19 protein-coding genes and 1 pseudogene are annotated in these 18,953 nt (G+C 55.4%); 8 read left to right on the top strand and 12 right to left on the bottom strand.

Annotated elements, in window-relative coordinates; all coding sequences use genetic code 11:
• Positions 1 to 142: 142 nt before the first annotated feature.
• Positions 143 to 1,230, top strand: a pseudogene (locus AC3WQH_RS12615) (HD-GYP domain-containing protein).
• Between the two features lie 66 nt (positions 1,231 to 1,296).
• Here the strand turns inward: AC3WQH_RS12615 and trpB are convergent.
• Together trpB and AC3WQH_RS12605 are read right to left on the bottom strand one after the other, a co-directional pair.
• On the bottom strand, positions 1,297 to 2,463 hold the full coding sequence (trpB, locus tag AC3WQH_RS12610) for a tryptophan synthase subunit beta (RefSeq protein ID WP_005828216.1): 1,167 nt from the start codon (positions 2,461 to 2,463) through the stop codon (positions 1,297 to 1,299).
• 158 nt (positions 2,464 to 2,621) lie between these two features.
• Positions 2,622 to 3,326 (bottom strand): TerC family protein, encoded by a 705-nt coding sequence (locus AC3WQH_RS12605; protein ID WP_051556843.1) that lies wholly within the window; start codon positions 3,324 to 3,326, stop codon positions 2,622 to 2,624.
• A 99-nt stretch (positions 3,327 to 3,425) separates the two neighbouring features.
• On the opposite strand from AC3WQH_RS12605, the gene AC3WQH_RS12600 reads away from it, so the two are divergent.
• The 6 genes from AC3WQH_RS12600 (at position 3,426) to AC3WQH_RS12575 (ending at position 8,196) form a co-directional block, all read left to right on the top strand.
• Positions 3,426 to 3,947: a hypothetical protein gene (locus tag AC3WQH_RS12600; RefSeq protein ID WP_005828212.1), complete on the top strand. Its 522-nt coding sequence runs from the start codon at positions 3,426 to 3,428 to the stop codon at positions 3,945 to 3,947.
• A 170-nt stretch (positions 3,948 to 4,117) separates the two neighbouring features.
• Positions 4,118 to 5,542, top strand: coding sequence for a MocR-like pyridoxine biosynthesis transcription factor PdxR (pdxR, locus tag AC3WQH_RS12595; RefSeq protein ID WP_122953048.1), 1,425 nt, complete (start codon positions 4,118 to 4,120; stop codon positions 5,540 to 5,542).
• Complete coding sequence (locus AC3WQH_RS12590; RefSeq protein WP_026557496.1) at positions 5,543 to 6,286, top strand: AzlC family ABC transporter permease; 744 nt, start codon at positions 5,543 to 5,545, stop codon at positions 6,284 to 6,286. It begins immediately after the preceding gene.
• Positions 6,283 to 6,594, top strand: coding sequence for an AzlD domain-containing protein (locus AC3WQH_RS12585; RefSeq protein WP_025845844.1), 312 nt, complete (start codon positions 6,283 to 6,285; stop codon positions 6,592 to 6,594). Before AC3WQH_RS12590 ends, AC3WQH_RS12585 begins: the two co-directional genes overlap by 4 nt.
• Before the next feature lie 89 nt (positions 6,595 to 6,683).
• Entirely contained in the window at positions 6,684 to 7,163 is a 480-nt protein-coding gene (locus AC3WQH_RS12580; RefSeq protein ID WP_007784566.1) for a chemotaxis protein CheW, read from the top strand.
• A gap of 154 nt (positions 7,164 to 7,317) precedes the next feature.
• Positions 7,318 to 8,196, top strand: a complete 879-nt coding sequence (locus AC3WQH_RS12575) for a M23 family metallopeptidase (protein ID WP_025845848.1) — start codon at positions 7,318 to 7,320, stop codon at positions 8,194 to 8,196.
• Between the two features lie 102 nt (positions 8,197 to 8,298).
• Here the strand turns inward: AC3WQH_RS12575 and AC3WQH_RS12570 are convergent, their stop codons facing one another.
• From AC3WQH_RS12570 to AC3WQH_RS12540, 7 genes are all read right to left on the bottom strand, one after another.
• Entirely contained in the window at positions 8,299 to 8,967 is a 669-nt protein-coding gene (locus tag AC3WQH_RS12570) for a hypothetical protein (protein ID WP_003842325.1), read from the bottom strand.
• A 48-nt stretch (positions 8,968 to 9,015) separates the two neighbouring features.
• Positions 9,016 to 9,612 carry an RNA 2',3'-cyclic phosphodiesterase gene (gene thpR, locus AC3WQH_RS12565; RefSeq protein ID WP_005828918.1) on the bottom strand — a complete coding sequence of 199 codons (597 nt, stop codon included), beginning with the start codon at positions 9,610 to 9,612 and terminating at the stop codon, positions 9,016 to 9,018.
• A gap of 99 nt (positions 9,613 to 9,711) precedes the next feature.
• Entirely contained in the window at positions 9,712 to 10,194 is a 483-nt protein-coding gene (locus AC3WQH_RS12560; RefSeq protein WP_005828919.1) for a hypothetical protein, read from the bottom strand.
• Positions 10,195 to 10,342: 148 nt separating this feature from the next.
• Positions 10,343 to 11,383 (bottom strand): hypothetical protein, encoded by a 1,041-nt coding sequence (locus AC3WQH_RS12555; RefSeq protein ID WP_122953051.1) that lies wholly within the window; start codon positions 11,381 to 11,383, stop codon positions 10,343 to 10,345.
• Positions 11,376 to 12,185, bottom strand: a complete 810-nt coding sequence (gene surE, locus AC3WQH_RS12550; RefSeq protein WP_025845854.1) for a 5'/3'-nucleotidase SurE — start codon at positions 12,183 to 12,185, stop codon at positions 11,376 to 11,378. Before surE ends, AC3WQH_RS12555 begins: the two co-directional genes overlap by 8 nt.
• A 225-nt stretch (positions 12,186 to 12,410) precedes the next feature.
• A complete protein-coding gene (locus AC3WQH_RS12545) occupies positions 12,411 to 12,836 on the bottom strand; it encodes a tellurite resistance TerB family protein (protein WP_005828922.1) in 426 nt (141 codons plus the stop codon).
• 104 nt (positions 12,837 to 12,940) lie between these two features.
• A complete protein-coding gene (locus AC3WQH_RS12540) occupies positions 12,941 to 14,737 on the bottom strand; it encodes an SgrR family transcriptional regulator (RefSeq protein WP_492332062.1) in 1,797 nt (598 codons plus the stop codon).
• 140 nt (positions 14,738 to 14,877) lie between these two features.
• Here AC3WQH_RS12540 and AC3WQH_RS12535 point away from each other — a divergent pair, with 140 nt between their 5' ends.
• Positions 14,878 to 16,107 (top strand): MDR family MFS transporter, encoded by a 1,230-nt coding sequence (locus tag AC3WQH_RS12535; RefSeq protein WP_005828924.1) that lies wholly within the window; start codon positions 14,878 to 14,880, stop codon positions 16,105 to 16,107.
• A gap of 9 nt (positions 16,108 to 16,116) precedes the next feature.
• On the opposite strand, the gene AC3WQH_RS12530 is transcribed toward AC3WQH_RS12535, so the two are convergent.
• Genes AC3WQH_RS12530 through AC3WQH_RS12520 form a run of 3 tightly spaced genes read right to left on the bottom strand, consistent with a single transcriptional unit; the run spans position 16,117 to position 18,920 of the window.
• Complete coding sequence (locus AC3WQH_RS12530; RefSeq protein ID WP_005828925.1) at positions 16,117 to 16,914, bottom strand: ABC transporter ATP-binding protein; 798 nt, start codon at positions 16,912 to 16,914, stop codon at positions 16,117 to 16,119.
• Positions 16,907 to 17,839 (bottom strand): ABC transporter permease, encoded by a 933-nt coding sequence (locus AC3WQH_RS12525; RefSeq protein ID WP_025846867.1) that lies wholly within the window; start codon positions 17,837 to 17,839, stop codon positions 16,907 to 16,909. Before AC3WQH_RS12525 ends, AC3WQH_RS12530 begins: the two co-directional genes overlap by 8 nt.
• Positions 17,840 to 17,867: 28 nt before the next feature.
• The gene (locus tag AC3WQH_RS12520; protein ID WP_007784578.1) at positions 17,868 to 18,920 is read right to left on the bottom strand and encodes an ABC transporter substrate-binding protein; all 1,053 of its coding nucleotides are present in this window, start codon (positions 18,918 to 18,920) and stop codon (positions 17,868 to 17,870) included.
• Positions 18,921 to 18,953: the final 33 nt, after the last annotated feature.

Raw genomic sequence — 18,953 nt, 5'->3', positions numbered from 1 at the left:
AAAATGGGAAAAACCGACAATTTTAAGAAGTGACGGCAAGCAGTAGTGCCCTAGACTTTCCATATGATAGAATTGTACTAAGCGAACTGGCAGAATATCAGGACTATTTACATTCTATCGACAAAGGACTGGGGCTTTCGTTGTGAGAAAATTGCATATTACTTCAGTGAAGCCAGGAGATGTTATTGCCAAAAGCATTTTTCAGGAAAACGGGAACGTCCTGCTCGGGATGGGCGTACAACTGACGGAACGCTACATCGAACGCCTCAAGCAATTAGGGATTGATACACTCTACATTCAGGACAAGCGTACAGACGACATTATCCCGGAAGACGTCATTCGCGATGAGACGCGCAAACAGGCGGTCGATGCCGTGTACAAGAAGATGACCACCCTGATGGACCAGCCGCACATGAAACGCCGTACCTCTCTGCCTGATTTTGGAAGCGCTTTTCAAAGGTGTTCAAAGAGATATTGCAAGACTTGAGCAGCAGAAAAGACGTGCTCGTCAATCTGTCCAATCTCCACGTAATGGACGGCTATTTTTTTCACCACGCCGTCAATGTCGCTGTGCTCGCAGGTGTGGTTGGCCTGGCAAAAGGCTACAACCAGCAACAGATGCTGGAGCTTGGCATCGGCGCCTTGCTGTTTGACATCGGAATGACCCAAGTGCCAAAAGAGCTGTGGAGCTTGCGCAAAGAGTTGACAGCCGAAGAGCGTCAGCGCCTGCAATACCACACCGAAGAAGGCTTCAATCTCCTGCGCAGCCAGCATAATATTTCCGTCGTTTCCGCGCACTGTGCGCTGCAGCATCACGAGCGCTACAACGGGACGGGCTATCCGCGGCAGCTCTGTGGCAAGGACATTCACGAATACGCGCGCATCGTCGCGATTGCGGACGTCTACGACGCGCTGATCTCGCCGCGCCCTTTTCGGCAAAGCTATTCCCCCTCGGATGCGACCGAGTATTTGTTTGCTTCGGGGAATACGTATTTTGATCTGGAGCTGCTCAAGCTGTTTTTGCAGCACGTCGCCATTTTCCCGATTTCCTCCACCGTTCAGCTCAGTTCGGGACATACGGGCGTCGTCTCGCGGGTCAATCCGCTCGCCGTCAACCGGCCGACGATACGCATCCTGACCAACGAGGACGGCTCCGAGGTCGCTGCGCCGTTTGAAATCAACCTGTACGACAAAGAATGGATGAGCGTCACGATTGTCAAAACATTGTAACAATTCCAGTCATAGAAACAGCAGCCACTCCGCTATCGGAAGGGCTGCTGTTGTTTGCGCTATTTTCTAGTCACGCAACAGGCGAAATACTTGCTCGACGTCTTTGTCGCCGCGACCGGACAGGTTGACGATCACAATCTGCTCCCGCGACAGCGTCGGGGCAAGCTTCAGCGCGTAGGCGATGGCATGGGCGCTTTCCAAGGCAGGGATGATTCCTTCCGTCCGGGACAGCTCCTGGAAAGCGGCGAGCACTTCTTCGTTCGTCACGGTGTAATATTCCGCCCGCCCACTCGTCTTGAGCTGGCTGTGCTCCGGCCCGATGCCCGGATAGTCCAGCCCGGCAGCAATCGAGTACGTTTTTTTCGGCTCTCCCTGTTCATCGAGCAGCACGAGGCATTTGAAGCCGTGAATGACAGCCGGAACCCCTTCGGTCAAGGTCGGGGCCTGGTCTGGCTCCACTCCGATCAGGCGCACGGAAGGCTCGTCAATGTAATGGGCAAAAGCACCGATCGCGTTGCTTCCGCCCCCTACGGCAGCGATGACGGCATCAGGCAACCGCCCTTCCTTCTCCAAAATTTGGCGCTTCGACTCCTCGCTGATGATCGCCTGGAAGTGCTTGACCATCGTCGGGAACGGATGCGGCCCTACAGCAGAGCCTAGCAAGTAAAACGTGTTTTGGTAGTTTTGCACCAAATCGTTCAGCGCTTCGTCTACCGCGTCTTTCAATCGGCCCTGCCCTTTGGACACAGGCACTACTTTTGCCCCTAACAACTCCATCCGGAACACGTTCAGCGACTGGCGCTTCGTATCTTCCTCGCCCATGTAGATGATGCATTCCATGCCAAACATCGCGCACGCTGTCGCCGTCGCCACGCCGTGCTGCCCCGCTCCCGTCTCGGCAATGATCCGGTGGGCGCCCATGCGCTTGGCGAGCAAAATTTGCCCGATGACGTTGTTGATTTTATGGGCACCTGTATGGTTCAAGTCTTCACGTTTCAAGTAAATTTTCGCGCCGCCCAGCTTGTCCGTCAAATGGCGGGCATACGTCAACGGATTTTCCCGTCCGACGTACTCCTTCAAATAATACCGGAACTCTTCGTTGAACTCGGGATCGTCCTTGTACGTCTCAAACTGCTCTGCCAAGTAATCCAATACTTCCTGCAGCTCTGGGGGAACAAAGCTCCCGCCGAATTCACCGAAATATCCCTTTTTGGTCTGCTCTGTCAAAGACATGCTCATCTCTCCTCAGCTATTACTGGACTCTTCTAATTTTTTCAATCATATAAGATAAAAAGAGCGTTTGTCAACGAATGTAAAGTTTATTCTGAAACTTCTTTGTTTACTGGACAGAAACGGGCAAAACGCTTTCCCGCTCCCGCCCAGGCGGCTTGTCATCGCGCCTTTGCATGCGAACGCTGCCAGTACCCGAGCAGCAAAACTGCGCCCACCAACACGACCTTAAACAGCACCACCAGCCATGGCACCGGGGCGATCCATTCGCGGACCGCTTCCTCTGTGAAAATCATGTTGGCTGCAGCGAGGGCAAGCACTCCAGCCCCGACATAGACGAGCCAGGCGAACCGTTCCATGACGCGCAAAATCAACTGGCTGCCAAATACCATCAAGGGCACGCTAATCAGCAGCCCGATGACGATGAGGATGATATTCCCTTGCGCCGCTCCTGCGATGGCGAGAACGTTGTCCAGCCCCATCATGACGTCGGCCACGACGATCGTTTTCACCGCCTGCACGATATCCTCGCTCGCGTCAATGTCCTCCTGCCCGTCCTCCTCCCGCAGCAGCCTGTAACTGATCCACAGCAAAATCAGCCCGCCGATCAGGTACAAGTACGGGATTTTCAGCAAGTACACCGCGAGGATCGTAGCGATGACCCGGACGATTACGGCGAGCATCGTCCCCCAGATGATCGCCTTTTTTTGCTGCGCGACAGGCAGCTTGCGGCAGGCAATGGCGATGACGACGGCATTGTCTCCGCTCAGGACGATATTGATTGTAATAATGAGCAAAAGCGAAGAGTAAAAACCAGGCTCGAACAATGAATTTCCCTCCGTTTCCTTTTGCGTAAAATCTGTCATTTTTACGGTCACAAGCAAAAACAGCCGGTTCTCCCGCCGTGTCCGGGCTTGTTGTCACTGGGCGATTTCAGTATGATGGTAACGAGGAGGGTTGTCGAAATGTCGAAACAATTCGTTATTGAAGCGATCATGTTGGCTATCTACGGGGAGTTGATGGTCCCATCGCAACCGGTAGAATACCTGATACCCGCGTCGACAATCTATGAATTGGACGAATTTATCCAGAGTCCTGAACCAATCATGCCCTACTCCGGCGACGATCAGTACGTGCGTCGGGTCATGAAGGAAATGAGCCAGTTTTTTGCCGATCCATTCAATCGCAAGCGACTGGAAAAAGGACTGATTGCCCCCTGGTCCAAAGTTCCGTTCACCTTTCCGAACGGCGTCACGCTGACGGTCATCAAGGTGGAGGACAACGCCATGTGGGGAGAAATTTTTGATCCCGTCGAGACGCAGCTTCTGCTGACGTCCGTACGTTTTGAAGTCCCGCTGCTCACAGACCAGCCCGATTTTCAGGATCGGATTTTGGAATATATCGTACCTGTTCAATTTTACGATGTGGATGATTTCGATTTCGCCCTGGAGCAAGGCATCTCGCTCAACGACCTGCGCGAGCCGTAAAAGTTGCGAAAGCATGCCCGCAAAAAACAGACGAACAGACTGACGAGCCTGTGCTTGTTGGTCTGTTCGTTTTCTATTATGGCTTTTTATCCGAAGAAAATTGGCTCTTTTATTCTCATTTTTTTATGCGTATAGTGAGACAAAAGAAAGGGAACAAAGGAGCCGTTTTTATGGGGAGAACTCCGATTTACACCCGCGTTTACAACCAGCTCAGGTACCAAATTTTGAGCGGCGAGCTGCCAATTGGCTCCCATTTGCCGCCGGAGCGAAAGCTCGCTGCCAGGCTCGGCGTCAGCCGCAATACCGTCGTCAGGGCGTATGCCGAGCTGGAGGTGGAAGGCTTCATCGCCGGAAAAATGGGCAGCGGCCGCTACGTCGAGGCTCTCCCGCCTGCCCCGGCCTTGAGCAGAATCCACTGGAGCAGCCAGCACAACTACACGCATCTGCACGCCGCGCCGCCTCATATGGCTGAACTGCTGGCGATTACGGATACGTACCCGGACACGATCAACTTCGCGCATGGCGACGGAGGCAAGCATACGCTCGTCACTTCCGGCTTTCCCGCTTATGTCAAAAGCGCCGCCGACCAGATCAACTCCTACTTTTTCACATCGGTCCAGGGCTTTCCCCTGCTGCGCGAGCAACTCGTCCGCTGGATGGGCTTCGAACAAGTTTCTTCGCCCGAGCAAGTTTGCGTGACTAGCGGCTCGCAGGAAGGGCTATACCTCATCACGTCCATGCTCGCCAGGCCCGGAGACTGCATCGTCACGGAAATGCCAACGTACTTCGGCTCGTTGCAGCTTTTTCAGTCGCTGGGCATCCAGGTGATTCCCGTTCCGCTCGATCAGGAGGGCATGAAGACGGATATTTTGGAAGGCATTCTTGGCCGCTACCGCCCGCGCTTCATCTACACAGTCCCGACGTTTCACAACCCGACTGGCTACACGCTTTCCCTGGTGCGCCGCAAACATCTTCTGTCGCTGTCCGAGCACTACGGCATCCCGGTCGTGGAGGACGACGCCTACCGCCACTTGCATCTGGACACACCGCCGCCGCCAGCCCTCAAGGCACTGGACCAAGCCGGCCACGTCATTTATTTAAACACGCTGTCCAAGCTATTGTTCCCCGGGCTGCGCATCGGCTGGATCGCCGCCAATCAGCATTTTATCCAGCTTGTACGCAGGCTCAAGGAGCTGTCCATCTCTACCAACATGCTGGGACAGATCGCTCTTGCCAACTACTTGAAAGCCGATGCGCTCACGCCTCATCTCGCTCGTTCACGCAACTTGTACCGGCAGCAGGCCGAAGTGATGGAAGCCCATCTACAGCCGCTGACAGCACTCGGTCTGCAATATGAAAAAGCAGCGGGCGGCTTTTACTTCTGGGTCTCGCTTCCGGAAGGCGTCGAAGCGCGCAAGCTGATGCAAACGTGCAGGCAAAAAGGCGTGTCGTTCACGTGCGGGGACATGTTTTTGCTGCGCCATGCCGAGCAGCCCTACATCCGTCTCTGCTTCACCCACGAGCCGCCGAGCCAGATCGAGCGGGGAATGTCGATCATCAGCGAAATTCTCACGCGTCAAAAGGAGGAAGCGTAAATGAAGCTGTCCAAACATTCAGCCAGCTTGTTTCGGCAGGGAGCCTGGGACGCGCTGCCGCTTGCGGCCAGCTACATTTTGTCGGCCATCATTTTCGGGATGATGGCGCTTGCCGCTGGCTTGACCGTCTGGGAGAGCGTGGCGATGTCGCTGTTCATCTACACGGGAGCGGCCCAGTTCAGCGCGGTCGGGATGATTGCGGAGCATACAGGCATGTGGGCGATCCTTCTCACGACGTTCCTGTTGAACACGCGCCATTTTTTGATGGGACTGTCGGTATCTCCGTACTACCAGCGCTTGCCGCTTGCCCACGTGAACGTCCTGGCCTTTTTTATGACCGATGAACAATATGCCGTCTCACTGAATCGGTTTCGCCATCATCAGAGCGAGGCGGCTTATTTGTACGGGGTCAGCCTGACTTTGCACGCTTGCTGGGTGTTGGGCACGTGGGCAGGCAGCCTCGCCGGAGAGTGGATTCCTGATCCGGGGGCGCTTGGCCTTGGGTTCAGCTATATCGCGATGTTCATCGCCTTGTCCTATTTTCAGCTCACCTCGCTTTCGCGCATCCTCACGTTTCTTTTGTGCGGAGGGCTGGCCGTCGGCGTCGCCTTGCTTTTGCCAAACGGGCTGCATCTGCTCGTAGCGGGACTGGTCGCCTTTTGCATCGGATTCGCCTTGCCTGCCAAGGAAAAAGCCGCTTCATCGCCACAAGCCGAATCGGCACAGGGGGTCGAGACTGCATGAATCTGTTCTGGCTGTTTGTCCTCATGAGTATCGCCACGTACTTCTCCCGCCGCGCTTTCATGCGCCTGCCCAGCCACTGGATGTCGCCACGGCTGAAAAGCGGGCTGAGCTACATTCCGGTAGGGATTTTCGCAGCGCTCATTTTCCCGGCGCTGTTCGTGCAAAACCAGTCGCTCGTCTTCCAGCCGATATTCTTCGTCGCCGGGATCGCCTGCCTCATCGTCATGCTGCTCAGCAAAAACGCCTTTCTCAGCTTTGGCGTCAGCATGGCGATTGTCGTGATCGCCTCGCTGCAGCTCCTGCCCTAACCTGGCGGAAAAAATGCCGCCGCAGAGGTTTGTCCATGGTACAATGTGGGTAAAGACATAGGAAAGCGGTCCGGGGAGGAATTGTATAAATGGAACTGACAAAACGAAGCAACGGTACAGATTGGGAGGCAGAAGCGGCGACGGCCCAATCGATCTTGTTTAAAATGGGAAGCGAGTATTACGGGCTCTCCATTGCTTTGGTGCGCGAAATCATCAAGCCACTGCCCATCACCCGTTTCCCCAAGTCGCCTGTGTACGTGGAAGGCGTCATCGACCTGCGCGGGCGGATTTTGCCGATCGTGAACCTGCGCAAAATGTTCGGCCTGGAGCCGATTGCCCAGACGGATGACACCCGCTTTGTCGATTTGCAACTGGAAGGGCTGAATATCGGCATCATCGTCGACGCGGTGTCCGAAGTGATGAACATTCCACAGCATCTGATCGAACCGGCGCCACCGATCGTCGCTGGCGTAGAGGGCAAGTATTTGCAAGGAATTGCCCGCCTGGACGATAAGTTGATTATGCTTTTGGATGTCGATGAAATTTTTGGTCAATGGAAAAAAGTGTAGGCGATAGCCTGAGCGAAACCAGTACATGACAACTGTACTGGTTTTTTTGTACGGTCGTCCTGCCGCTTTGGACGGCGGTCTTTGCGAAACCTGGCGGCAGCTTGATGCGTACTACTCGTTGCAATCATTTTCTTTTTAACGGAGCGTGAATCCTGTGCATACTCATCCGCTTTTCCCGCTGGCAAAAGCAATTCCGCTCGCTCTCTGCTGCGGTCAGTATAAAACGCTGTACAGCATGTGCAGCGCGGCCTTTCGGGACGAGGTCAGTCTGGAGGAATTTGTTTCCTTCGCCTCCGACTTTCAGCGCGATGGCACCCCATATGCGGAACAGCCACTCTCCGTCGTGCCGCTTGCGGGGATGAGCCGTTTCGTCTGGACTACAAGCGATGGACAAAAAGGCTTGTCCGCGGCGATCGACTCGCAAGGAACCATCCACGGGCTTCGCCTCGCCCATCTGACGCCCCATCCGGAAACGGATCGCATCGTCAGCCGCCACCTTTACCGCCTGCCTTTTCGGGGCGAATGGTTCACCTTTTGGGGCGGCATGAACGAGCTGGTCAACTACCATTACGCGTATGACAACCAGCGCTACGCCTACGATTTTTTGCTGCTCAAGGACGGCCGTTCCTGCAGCGGCGATCCTTCTGTCAACGAGAGCTACTACGCCTTCGGGCAGCCGATTGTGGCTCCGTGCGCCGGAACCGTGGTCAAGGTAGTCGCTGACGTGCCGGACAATTCGCCCGTCGGGGTGATGAACGAGCAGCAACCTGCCGGAAATTTCGTCGAGATCGACCACGGACAGGGCGAATTTAGCGTGCTGGCCCACCTTCAGCAGCATTCCATCACGGTGAGGCCAGGCGACCGGGTCGCAGCCGGGGATGTGCTCGGGCGGTGCGGGAACTCGGGCAATTCCAGCGAAGCGCATCTGCATTTTCAAGTCTCCAACGCCCTCGACCCGTACACCGCCGTCTCGATTCCGATCCGGTTTCAGTCGCACGCTGCGATCGTCCAAGGGATGTTTGTCCGTGGCTGATTCCCCGATCGCGGACTCCCTTGCTTCCCGATTGGAAAACTTGGCGGCACAATTCTTATCTGTACAAAAAAAGAGCGGGAGCCATCCCGCCCTTTCTGTTTTCTACTCCCTGCCCCCACTTGCCAAATACGCATAATTCACCCAGACCATTTCTTCGATCCCTAAAATCTCTTTGAAAAGATCCACCGAATCGTACAAAAGCGAAGCGCCGGTTTCTTCGTCTACATCTGTCAGCAGTTGCAAATCAAACAGCGAGCGCAACTGCTGCACTTGTTTTGGCCCCGCGATCCGACTGAACGATTGCGGCTTGATTCGCGTAATTCCTTTGCCTACCTCTCGCCGATACAACTCCGAACGCACAACCCGGTCCAGTATGTCTTCATACTTTTGCCGAACGTCCTCGCTGTCTGTAATCCCTTCCTGCAGGTCAATCTCCGGATAAAGTCTGCCGAACTCCGCCTCCGCCATCTCCACATCCAGTGAATAGCTGATCGTCGCCGAAGAGACTTCGAAACCAGCATCGAACAGACGAAACCCCCAGCCATTGTCTTCTGCGTCGTGAAACCAAAGCAGCGGCACGAATTGCTTCGACAGTTGAAGCAAAAACTCAAGCGTCGAGGAAGTTTCAATCCACTCATCCTGCAGGAAAAATGCGTTCCAGTCGCCATTGATGCTTCTGTGGAAGTACGGTTGCGAAGACTTGGACAAGGCAATCAGCACTTTCGGTTCGTATTTGCGTGGATAAAGAATGCCGGTCGTGAACTCACCCATCCGTTTTCCACCGCTTTCTGGAAAGCTTTCCCTGGTCCTTTTCTTAGTCTATTCAGGTACCGCTTGTTTTTTGCTGTGATCTTTATCAAACGTGCTCGTGTGGATCACCGTATGCACAGCTCCCTCCGGCAAAAGCTCCGAACGGTACAGATGGACATGCCGCACCTTCCAGCGAGGCGCGTCGGCTGCCAAGTACCGCTCGTTCCAGTCGAGCAGCGGCAGCCCTTCCGGCGATGCTTGCGGTCCGCGGGCGAGCGTGATGTGCGGACGGTAGCGCTTGCGATCATACGACACCCCCTGATGTAGCTCGAACCGTCTGCCGAGCAGCAGGTGAAGCTGCTTGAGCGGATTCGTTTGCCCGCGCAGGCCGAGCCAGAGGACGCGGGGATGCTGGGCATGGGGAAACGCCCCGAAGCCGCCGATGCGCAGTTGAAACGGTTCGATAATCGCGCTGACGATGTCCATGTCCTCACAGATGGCCGGGACGAGCGCTTCGTCGACTTCGCCGAGAAAATGCAGCGTCAAATGAAGATTGTGCAGCGGCTGCCATCTGTCTGCCTGTACTTCCGATTTCAGCCGCTTTTGTACATCGGCAATATAGCGGACAGCCTCTTCGGGAATGTCCAGGGCCACGAACAAACGCATAGACGGATTCCTGCCTCCTTTTTATCCAAACGCCTGCCTTGCCGCGAACGAAAAATAGCCCCCCTGTGACGGAGAGCCATTTTTTACATCCACGCCGCGTCAGGCAGCCATCATCTTTCCGGTTACGATGCCCAAAACGCTGCGCACATATTCGCCGAGTCGCCCGGAGCCAGGCTGATACGTAAAACGAAGCGTCAATTCGACATGTCCCACATGTCCCGCAGGAGGAATGTTCCAGAAAAGGTCCGCTTCTCCGTACAAAATTTCCTCAATGCGCTGCTTCTTGCCTTCGATGTCCAGATCAGGATCGTGAGACAACGAGAATTTCATCATGATGGAAAACGAATCTTTTTTGATCCCATCCCGCAAGCTTAATTTGCCGTGGATCGCGACGAGTCCCGCTTCTCCCCACAAGTTGTACTCCAGCAAAGCCTGGCATTGCGGTTGAACCTGCAGCTCAAGAGCCGGAAGTCCTCCCTCAATCGTAAGTGCATGACGCTTTGCCAACAGTTCGATCTCCCCTTGAAAACGGTGAGCGCATTCGGAAACAGCCTGGAACAAATCGGGCTCTACAGCGTACATCGTCGTCACCTCTCCCCAACGGATTATCTGCTTTACTACTTCGAAACTCCCCTTGTCGTATCCTTTGTTGAAAAATGACTTATTTACCCATATTTCCTCGAAGGGCAAAAGATTCCTATGAAAATTCTTTTTCACAATGTTGCAACATTCATTCGTACGGGACGGGCATTCCCGGAAACGCTTTCACAAACAGGGCTCGCAGGTGCTCCTGTACACGCTCGTCCAGCTCCAATTGGTAGAGTGCGCCATTTTCATAGCGCAAAAAGGGAAACGCTCCCAAGCGCAAAGGAGAAACTTCTTTAGTCTCCACATACTCCGGCAAAGTCAGCAGGAAACGGGAAAACGGGTTCGCCTCGTCCTCGGACATATGGACGACTTCAAACAGGTCGGACAGGCCGGGCGTCACAATCAGCTCCAGCAGCTCGCCGCGCTCTGCGACCCAGACCGTAAACGACGATTCCCTCACTTCGCTGCGCGCGTGCCTGCGCATCACCCAGACCGCCTGGCGGACCGTACTCATTAACAGATGCTGCGCGCCTTCTGCCCCATGTGCCTCAACCATCCGCCTGTAGCGGAAAACAAAGGCCAGCCCTTCTTCTGCAAGCACAGCGTCGGGCAAGGAAAGCGCCGGGATGCTGAGCGTCTCCTCCTCGCGCACCTGCGCCTCCTGCGGTATGGCTTCGCTTCTCCCCTCGAACAGCGAGCGAATCATTTCCCGGGTGCGCTCAACCTCTGCTGTGGAAAACGAAATGGCCTCGGAGTATATGTGCGTCAGCTCGCCTCCCTCGTAAGCCAAATAGTGCAAAAAGGTGCGCGGCTGCTCCAGCATTTTCAGCGCCATGCCCCGCTGCTCCGCCTGCCGGATGTCAAAAGTGAGCGGAAAGCCGAGCGGCTGCAGCGGATCGGACAAAGTCCAGATCACGCCGAGCAGCTTTCCCTGGTACGTCTTGAATTCGACGGAGACAGCATCGCGCGTCTGCTCGACGAAGGCGTCCACCGATTCAAACACCAGGTACAGCTCGACTTCGCCCTGCCCGTTCAACCGGGCAAAATAGGGCAGCCCGGCCTCGCTCGCAAGCTCGTACAAATCACGGTACGCGCTCTTGTCGAGCACCTCGCCCTGCGTCGCCGCCTCGGGCGATCGCAGGGCACGGTCCGGGCTGAGCACAGGATAAAAGTCCTCACTCATCCGGTTGCTCCCCCTGTTTTGCCCACGCCTGCATCAGCGGCCAGCCATCCATCTGCGCGAGCAGCGCACGGTCCGTCGCATCAATGTGCACAGGCGTGATGGCGATATAATCATGCTTCACGAGGTCGTAGTCAAACGGCTCGGCAATCGGCATGACTTGCGGATACTCGCGTGTCAAAAAGTACCCTTCCGCTTCCTCGCTGTACTTGTCTTCATAATGATGCAGCGAAAGCGTGGCCGGGACGATGCCTTTCACCTGCGCCAACGGAACGTGCGGGATGTTGACGTTCCAGAAAACTTCCGGGGGCAGCTCGCCTTTTACTGCCCGTTCGCTGAACTCTTTCACCAGCGGCTCAATCATCTGCACGACATCGCCGTAATTTTCCTGGTCATACCAGTTATCGTAGGACAGGGCTACGCCAGGAACGCCCAAAATGACCGCTTCCCGCGCCCCGCTGCACGTGCCGGAGTAATAAATGTCACGCCCCAGATTCGTTCCGACATTGATTCCGGAAAAGACGATATCCGGTTTTTCGTCCGCGGCAAACAGCAAATGGTACGCCGCCTTGACGCAGTCGGCCGGATTGCCGTTCACGGCCCACGCTTTGACGGGAAGACCGTAAAAGTCGCGTTTTTCCGGTGCCAGTGCGGTACGATAGGTTACCCCATGACCGACACCGCTTTTTTCTTCAACGGGAGCCACCACAAAGATTTCCGCTTGGTCCAGTACGAGCAGTGCTTCCACCAATCGCTTGATGCCCAGGGCATCAATGCCGTCGTCATTCGTCACTAAAATTCGCAACACAAGATCTCCTCCTTTATCGTGGCGCCCATCTTCACTTGCACGTGGCTTCCTTTTATTGTACTTTAGAAAGCTTTGCCAAGCCAAGCTTCCAGAAGCTTCCGGTCGAGAGCGCCGCCTCTTTGCCTATTAGAAAACTTGGCTGCGCCAAGCTTTTGGCGCAGCCTTCGTTGCCCTTATACTTATCTGTATGAAAAAAAAAGGCCCCAACGACGGGGGCCTTGCCTATTCACCGACAATGTCCTTCCAGCGGTCGCGCCAGGCAATGCCTTCGCGAATCCACTCCTCAACCTGCGCCTGCTTCTCCTCCGAGATGCCAATCAGGCAGGCGATCCGCGCGATTTCCTTCGTCTCCGACGGCGACAGCTTCCGGTCGATCAAAGCCATGTGATACAGCTTGCGCATCATCACGAGCTTCTCGCTTTGGCTCATGTCAACCAGATCCTCCACAATCGTCTCCGGGCGCTTCGGATAGTCGATGTCATCCATTAAAATTTGCCGTTCTTTCAAGGTAAAATGTTCCGAATTGACGATGTCATGAATGCGATCCACTTCTCTTGAACCTATATAACCGTCGGCATGCCCAACGCAAATCATCAAACGAATGGAGGCAAACAAAATATGTTTGTCCTTTTCTGTTCTCGTATACAACGTGCGGTTCCTCCTCCGAGCTTAAGTAACAAACGATAATATCTACATCTAATAATACGATGAAAGAGGAAAGCGGTTTCATACGATTATGTGACAAATTTATGCTACTCTCTCAAAAAAACGGACCGAAAGTCAATCCAGCCGTATGCGTCAAGGCTTACCCCCGACAATCGCGGGTGCGCGATCATCTCGATGCGGTTCGCGTACAGCGGAACAAACAGATGGCGGGCCTTCAGCCTGTCCATGATCGCGCGCACGACAGCCTGCCGCTCCTCTGTCGTTGTAGTTTGCCCCATCTGGCGAATCAGTTGCTCGACCTCCGCTTTTGTCCGCTCGTCCAGGTGGTGCGTAATGCTCAGCGCCTCTGCCCGCAAAAATTCAACGAGCGACAGCTCTGTGCGTTCATCCGCATTGGCGCTGTCCACGACCAGGTCGGCTGCCTGCAGCACGGCAGGTTGGGCCAGCTCTTCAGGCGACGCGTAGCGGATTTCGATGACGATGCCGTATTCCTTCGCCTTTTCCCTGATCCACTCGGCATCCTCCACGTGGTCCGCATCTGGGTAGGTGTACAGGGCAAGCTTCTCCCCGCGGTAGCCGCTGGCTGCAATCAAGCGCGCGGCCTCTTTGGCATCGGGCAGACGTGTATCCTGCTGCATCCGTTCTCCCCATACCTCAGCCTGCTCTCTTCCGCCTTGCAGCGCCGCTCTCAGCGCTGCGCCAGATAGCATGCTGGCGACCAAAGCGCGGAACGCATCGTCTGCGAGCGGCCCTTTTTTGGCTGCATTCAGGCTGACGTATTGAAAGCATTGCTCCTGGCGGACGACGTCTCTCCAGGAGGCATCTGCCAGCTCATAGGCCGGATGCGCTTTGTCCACGACCAGCATGCTCTCCTCGGTCAGCTCCGGCTGGCGCATCCCAGGGACGCACCAAAGTTCAATCCGGTCCAAAAACGGCCGCCCGGCAAAGTACGGCGCAAACGCTTCGAGCACGAGCATGGAGTCGTCATGGCGCACAACCCGAAACGGCCCTGTCCCTGCCGGAAGCCGGGCGAATTGCTCTCCCATCTGCTCGGCATAATCGCGCGGAACGATCGCCATCTGCTCTCTGCTCAGCGCTTGCAAAAACAGCTCATCCCGCTGCTTCAGCCTGATCGTCACCACATAGTCATCGCGGACGTCCACCGCCGCAATCGAGCGGGCAAGCCAGCGGTGCTTGAACGATTGCTGCATCAGGCGCAGCAGGGAAAAACGCACATCGTCAGCCGTCAGCGTGCGGCCATGATGAAACAGCACCCCTTTTCGCAAATAAAACGTCCAGCGCGTCCCGTCCTCATCCGCCTCCCAGTAAAAGGCGAGATGCGGCTCCACCCGCTTCGTGGCCGGATCGAAACGGACCAGCGTATCGAACAAATGCTTGACCAAATGCGTCTGCGAGCGCAGCAACACGTGGATCGGGTCCAGCCCTGCAAACGGTCGGTCGAAAAAAAGACGCAATGTATCCACTCGGCCACTACTACCCTTTTCCCGGGTAATCCGCGCTCCAAACTGGATATTCATCCAGCGGGAAAAATGTTGGGCAAAAGTCGGCCAAGCCTGCCCGTATTGCTCCAACAGCTCCTGCGAAGCGCGAATCTCGCCGGTTTGGACGAGCTCCTTGGCCACAGACAGCAGCAAGTCTGCCGGGTCGAGGACGAGCGTCAGCACCGAACGGTTCCCTCTCCCTCGTCCCGGCTGCCAGAGCAGCCAGCCGCGCGCCTGCATCTTTTTCAGGGTCAGCGTAGCGTTGCGCAACGTACAACACAAGATCGCCGCGACCTCTGCCAATGTAATGTCCAGCGGCCGACCAAACGCTTCCTTTGGCCTGGCCGCGCATAAACGAATGTACTGTTCAACAAGCTGCACGAGATTCACCACCGATTTCGCCAAAAAACATGAAAAAATGCTTCTCCTAATCCTACGCTTTTTCTCCTGACTGCGCCAGCTTACAATTCTCGAAAGAAACAAAGCCAAACCGAAAAAAACCGGAGAAAGGACACACACTTATGAATCTGTTACTCGCTTCCCTTGCCCGTTTTCTTGCTGCGTATCCGCCCTTGCTGTGGGTCCGCCTGTTCGGGGAAACGCTCACGTCCCTGTCTAGCACGATGATCGCTCCGTTTCTGGTCCTGTACTTGAGCGAAAACGTCAGCGGCTCCGTCACCGTGACCATGCTGGTGATTGGCTTGCAGCCCTTTTCCGAGATTGTTCTGACCTTGTTTGCAGGCGGGTTGACGGACCGGATTCGCCGCAAAACGATCATGCTTGCAGCGCTGCTCATCCAAGGCTTCGCCATGCTCGGAATGGCCTTTGCGGATTCTATCGCAGCTTTCGCGGTGCTGTACATCATCAATGGCGCTGGCCGCTCCCTGTTCATCCCGGCAAGCCGCGCCCATCTGGCCGACGCGATTTTGCCCGCGCAGATGGCGAGCGCCTTTGCGCTATTGAATACGTCCAGCAGCATCGGGGCGGCGATCGGCCCGCTCATCGGGGTCATTTTGTACCAGTACGATCCCGCCATGGCGTTTTTGCTCACCGCTATCTCGCTCTTGCTCTACGCGATTGCCGTCTGGTGGAAAATTCCGCAAACCCCGCTGCCTGACCTGCCTGCCCAAGCCGGAGAAAACGCCCGTAGCGGCAAGCGCGAAAGCTGGCAAGCGTATCGCCCGGCACTCGCAATCATGACGCTGTCGCTGCCGATCAGCCTGTTTTACGCGCAAACCGAGACGAATTTGCAGTTGCACCTGAAACATACACTGCCTGACTACTTGCACGCACTTGCGCTGCTCATTGCCGTCAAAGGCGTCCTGCTTATTTTGTTCGAATTTCTGCTGGTCAAATGGACCCAGCATCTGCCTGCCCGCCTGCTGATTACTGGCGCGTACGGCTGCTTCATGCTCGTCTCGCTTGGCTATGCCTACATCGACTACTTGCCGCTTTTGCTCGCCATGCAAGTGCTGCTCGTCATCGGCGAAAGCGTCGGCCTGACACAGCTTTTGGCTTTTGTCACACGCATTTCCCCGCCTTCCATGCGCGGACGGTACTTTGCCATCACCGGAACGCATTGGGACATTTCCCGCACGTTCGGTCCGTATCTCGGCAGCCTTGTTTTGCTGCACAATGGCGGTGCGCTTCTGTTCACCCTTGTCGCCGTCATTTTGGCGATTGGAGCGTGGGCGATGCACCACTATTTGCGCAGCAAAGAAAAAGCCCTCCCGCATGCGCAGGAAGGCTGATAAAAAGCGTCAGGTCAACAGGAAGCGGTCTTCGCTGAAGCTCTCGCCGCCACGGGCTGCTTCGAACGCGCGAAGCAAATCCTGCGGCTTCATCGTCCGCTTCTTCTCGTCCGGAATGTCGAGAATGATGCCGCCATCGTGCAGCATCAGCAGGCGGTTCCCCATGTTCAACGCTTGCTCCATATTGTGCGTGACCATGATCGTCGTCAGCTTGTGGCGCGCGACGATCTTGTCGGTCAGCTCCACGATGAGCTGCGCCCGCTTCGGGTCCAACGCCGCTGTATGCTCGTCCAGCAGCAAAATTTTCGGTTCCGTAAAAGTAGCCATCAACAGGCTGAGCGCCTGGCGCTGACCGCCGGAGAGAAATCCGACTTTTGTCTTCAAACGGTTTTCCAGCCCCTGGTCAAGCTGCTTGAGTTGCTCGCGGAACAGCTCGCGCTTGTGGTTGTTCACCCCGAAGCCGAGTGTGCGGCGGCGGCCGCGGCCGAGCGCAATCGCCAGGTTTTCTTCAATCGTCATGTTCGGCGCAGTACCCGCCATCGGGTCCTGGAACACCCGCCCGATCAGCTCGGCGCGCTGGTGCTCGCCGAGGCGCGTCACGTCCTTGCCGTCAATCGTGATCGTTCCGCTATCCGGGAACAGCCCGCCGGAGATCATGTTCATCATTGTCGATTTTCCGGCCCCGTTGCTGCCGATCACGGTGATGAACTCTCCGCGCTTGACGTGCAGGTTGACGTTGCGCAGGGCGATTTTTTCGTTCACCGTGCCTGCGTTGAACACTTTGTTGACGTTCGAAATTTTAAGCATGTCCGTTTCCTCCCCTTGCCGTGCGTACCGCTTGCTTTCTCCAGATGCCTTTGGCAACGGTCGGGACGGTCAGTGCCACGATCACGATCAAAGCGGTAATCAGCTTCATGTCCGACGGATTCAGCCCTGCTTGCAAAGCCAATGCGATCACCAGACGGTACACGATCGAGCCGAGAATGACGGCGAGCGTGACTCTGAAAATGGAGGAGCTGCCAAACAGCACTTCCCCGACAATAACAGAAGCAAGACCAATCACGATCATCCCGATCCCCATGCCGACGTCGGCAAAGCCCTGGTACTGGGCAACCCATGCGCCAGATACCGCTACCAGACCGTTGGACAGCGCCAGACCGATAATGGTCGTCGTATCGGTGTTGACACCGAAGCTGCGAATCATCTTCGGATTGTCGCCCGTCGCGCGCAGGTCGAGGCCAAGATCGGTGTGCAGGAACCAGTCGATTACCAGCTTGAGCAGCAAAATCCCGACGATAAACACGACGGACACGCCTGTCAGCAAAGTGACTCCGTTTACTGTCAAATTCGGAATGCCCAAGTCTTTTACATAGGTGAACAACGTATCTTCACGAAGCAAAGGCAAGTTTGCCTTCCCCATGATCCGCAGGTTGATCGAATAAAGGGCGATCATCGTCAAAATCCCTGCCAGCAGTGCGTTGACCTTCCCTTTTGTATGCAAAACGCCGGTAAATGCCCCTGCCAGGCCTCCGACGACGAACGCCAAGAGGGTAGCCAGGTACGGGTTGGTTCCATCGATGATAAACTTGGCTGCGATCGCGCCGCCCAGGGCAAAGCTGCCATCTACCGTCAAGTCAGGTACGTTCAGAATGCGAAAGGTCAAATACACGCCCAGAGCTAAAATTCCAAATAGCAAGCCCTGCTCGATGGCTCCCATTATTGCCAAATTCATAGAAGAAATCCTCCTGTTGCTGCGTTTATTACTCGATCACTTCGCCTGCGCGGTCCAGCATGGATTGCGGAATGGTCACTCCCATTTTCTCCGCAGCTTTTTTGTTCAAGACGAGTTTCATGTCTGCTTGCATCTCAACCGCCATGTCAGCCGGCTTCGCTTCGCCCTTCAAAATTTTCACGGCCATGTCCGCAGTTTGCTCGCCCAATTTGGTGTAGTCGATGCCGTAAGTGGCAATCGCCCCGCTCTTCACGGAGTTTTCCTCGCCTGCGATCACCGGAATTTTTTGCGCTTCCGCTACGCCCAGTACAGCCGCGATGGACGATACGACCATGTTGTCGGTCGGCACGTAGAACGCATCGACTTTGCCTACCATCGACTCGGCCGCTTGCTTCACTTCTGTCGCGCTCGTGATTGCCGCTTCCTGGATGGTCAGGCCGAGCTTGTCCGCAACCGCTTTGGCTGCGTCTACCTGTACCTTGGAGTTTACTTCACCCGAGCTGTAGATGACGCCTACCGACTTCGCGTCCGCTTTCAGCTCCTTTACCAGCTTGAGCTGCTCTTCGACCGGGTTCATGTCGGAAGTACCTGTCACGTTCGCGCCTGGCTGCTCCATTGATTTTACCAGACCAGCCTCGACCGGGTCAGTAACTGCCGTAAACAAAATCGGAATTTCTTTGCTCGTCTGCGCTGCTGCCTGCGCGGTTGGAGTGGCGATCGCCAGCACGAGGTCTACTTTGTCCGCCTCGAATTTTTGCGCGATGGAAATCGCTGTGTCCATGCTCGCCTGCGCCGATTTCACGTCAATTTTCACTTGCTTGCCGTCTTCGTAGCCGTTTTTCGCAAGCTGCGCCACAAATCCTTCACGCGCTGCATCCAAGGCAGGGTGCTCTACGAATTGGGAAATGCCAATCGTAAACTGCTTGTTCTCAGCAGAAGGCGCCGGCTGATTCGCAACAGGGGTTTCCTGCCCGTTGTTCGCCGGAGTAGCGCTTTGCTGTCCACATGCGGTAACAGACAAAAGCAGCAAAGGAAATAAAATACTCTGAATTTTTCTGATAGTCTTTTTTTGTTTAACCATGCGATAAATACCCCCTTGAAAAATTTTTACTAA

This window comes from Brevibacillus sp. FW301-21C12A (genome assembly GCF_058788915.1).
The sequence above is the reverse complement of the archived record's forward strand: the minus strand, read 5'-3'. Positions and strand labels throughout refer to the sequence as shown.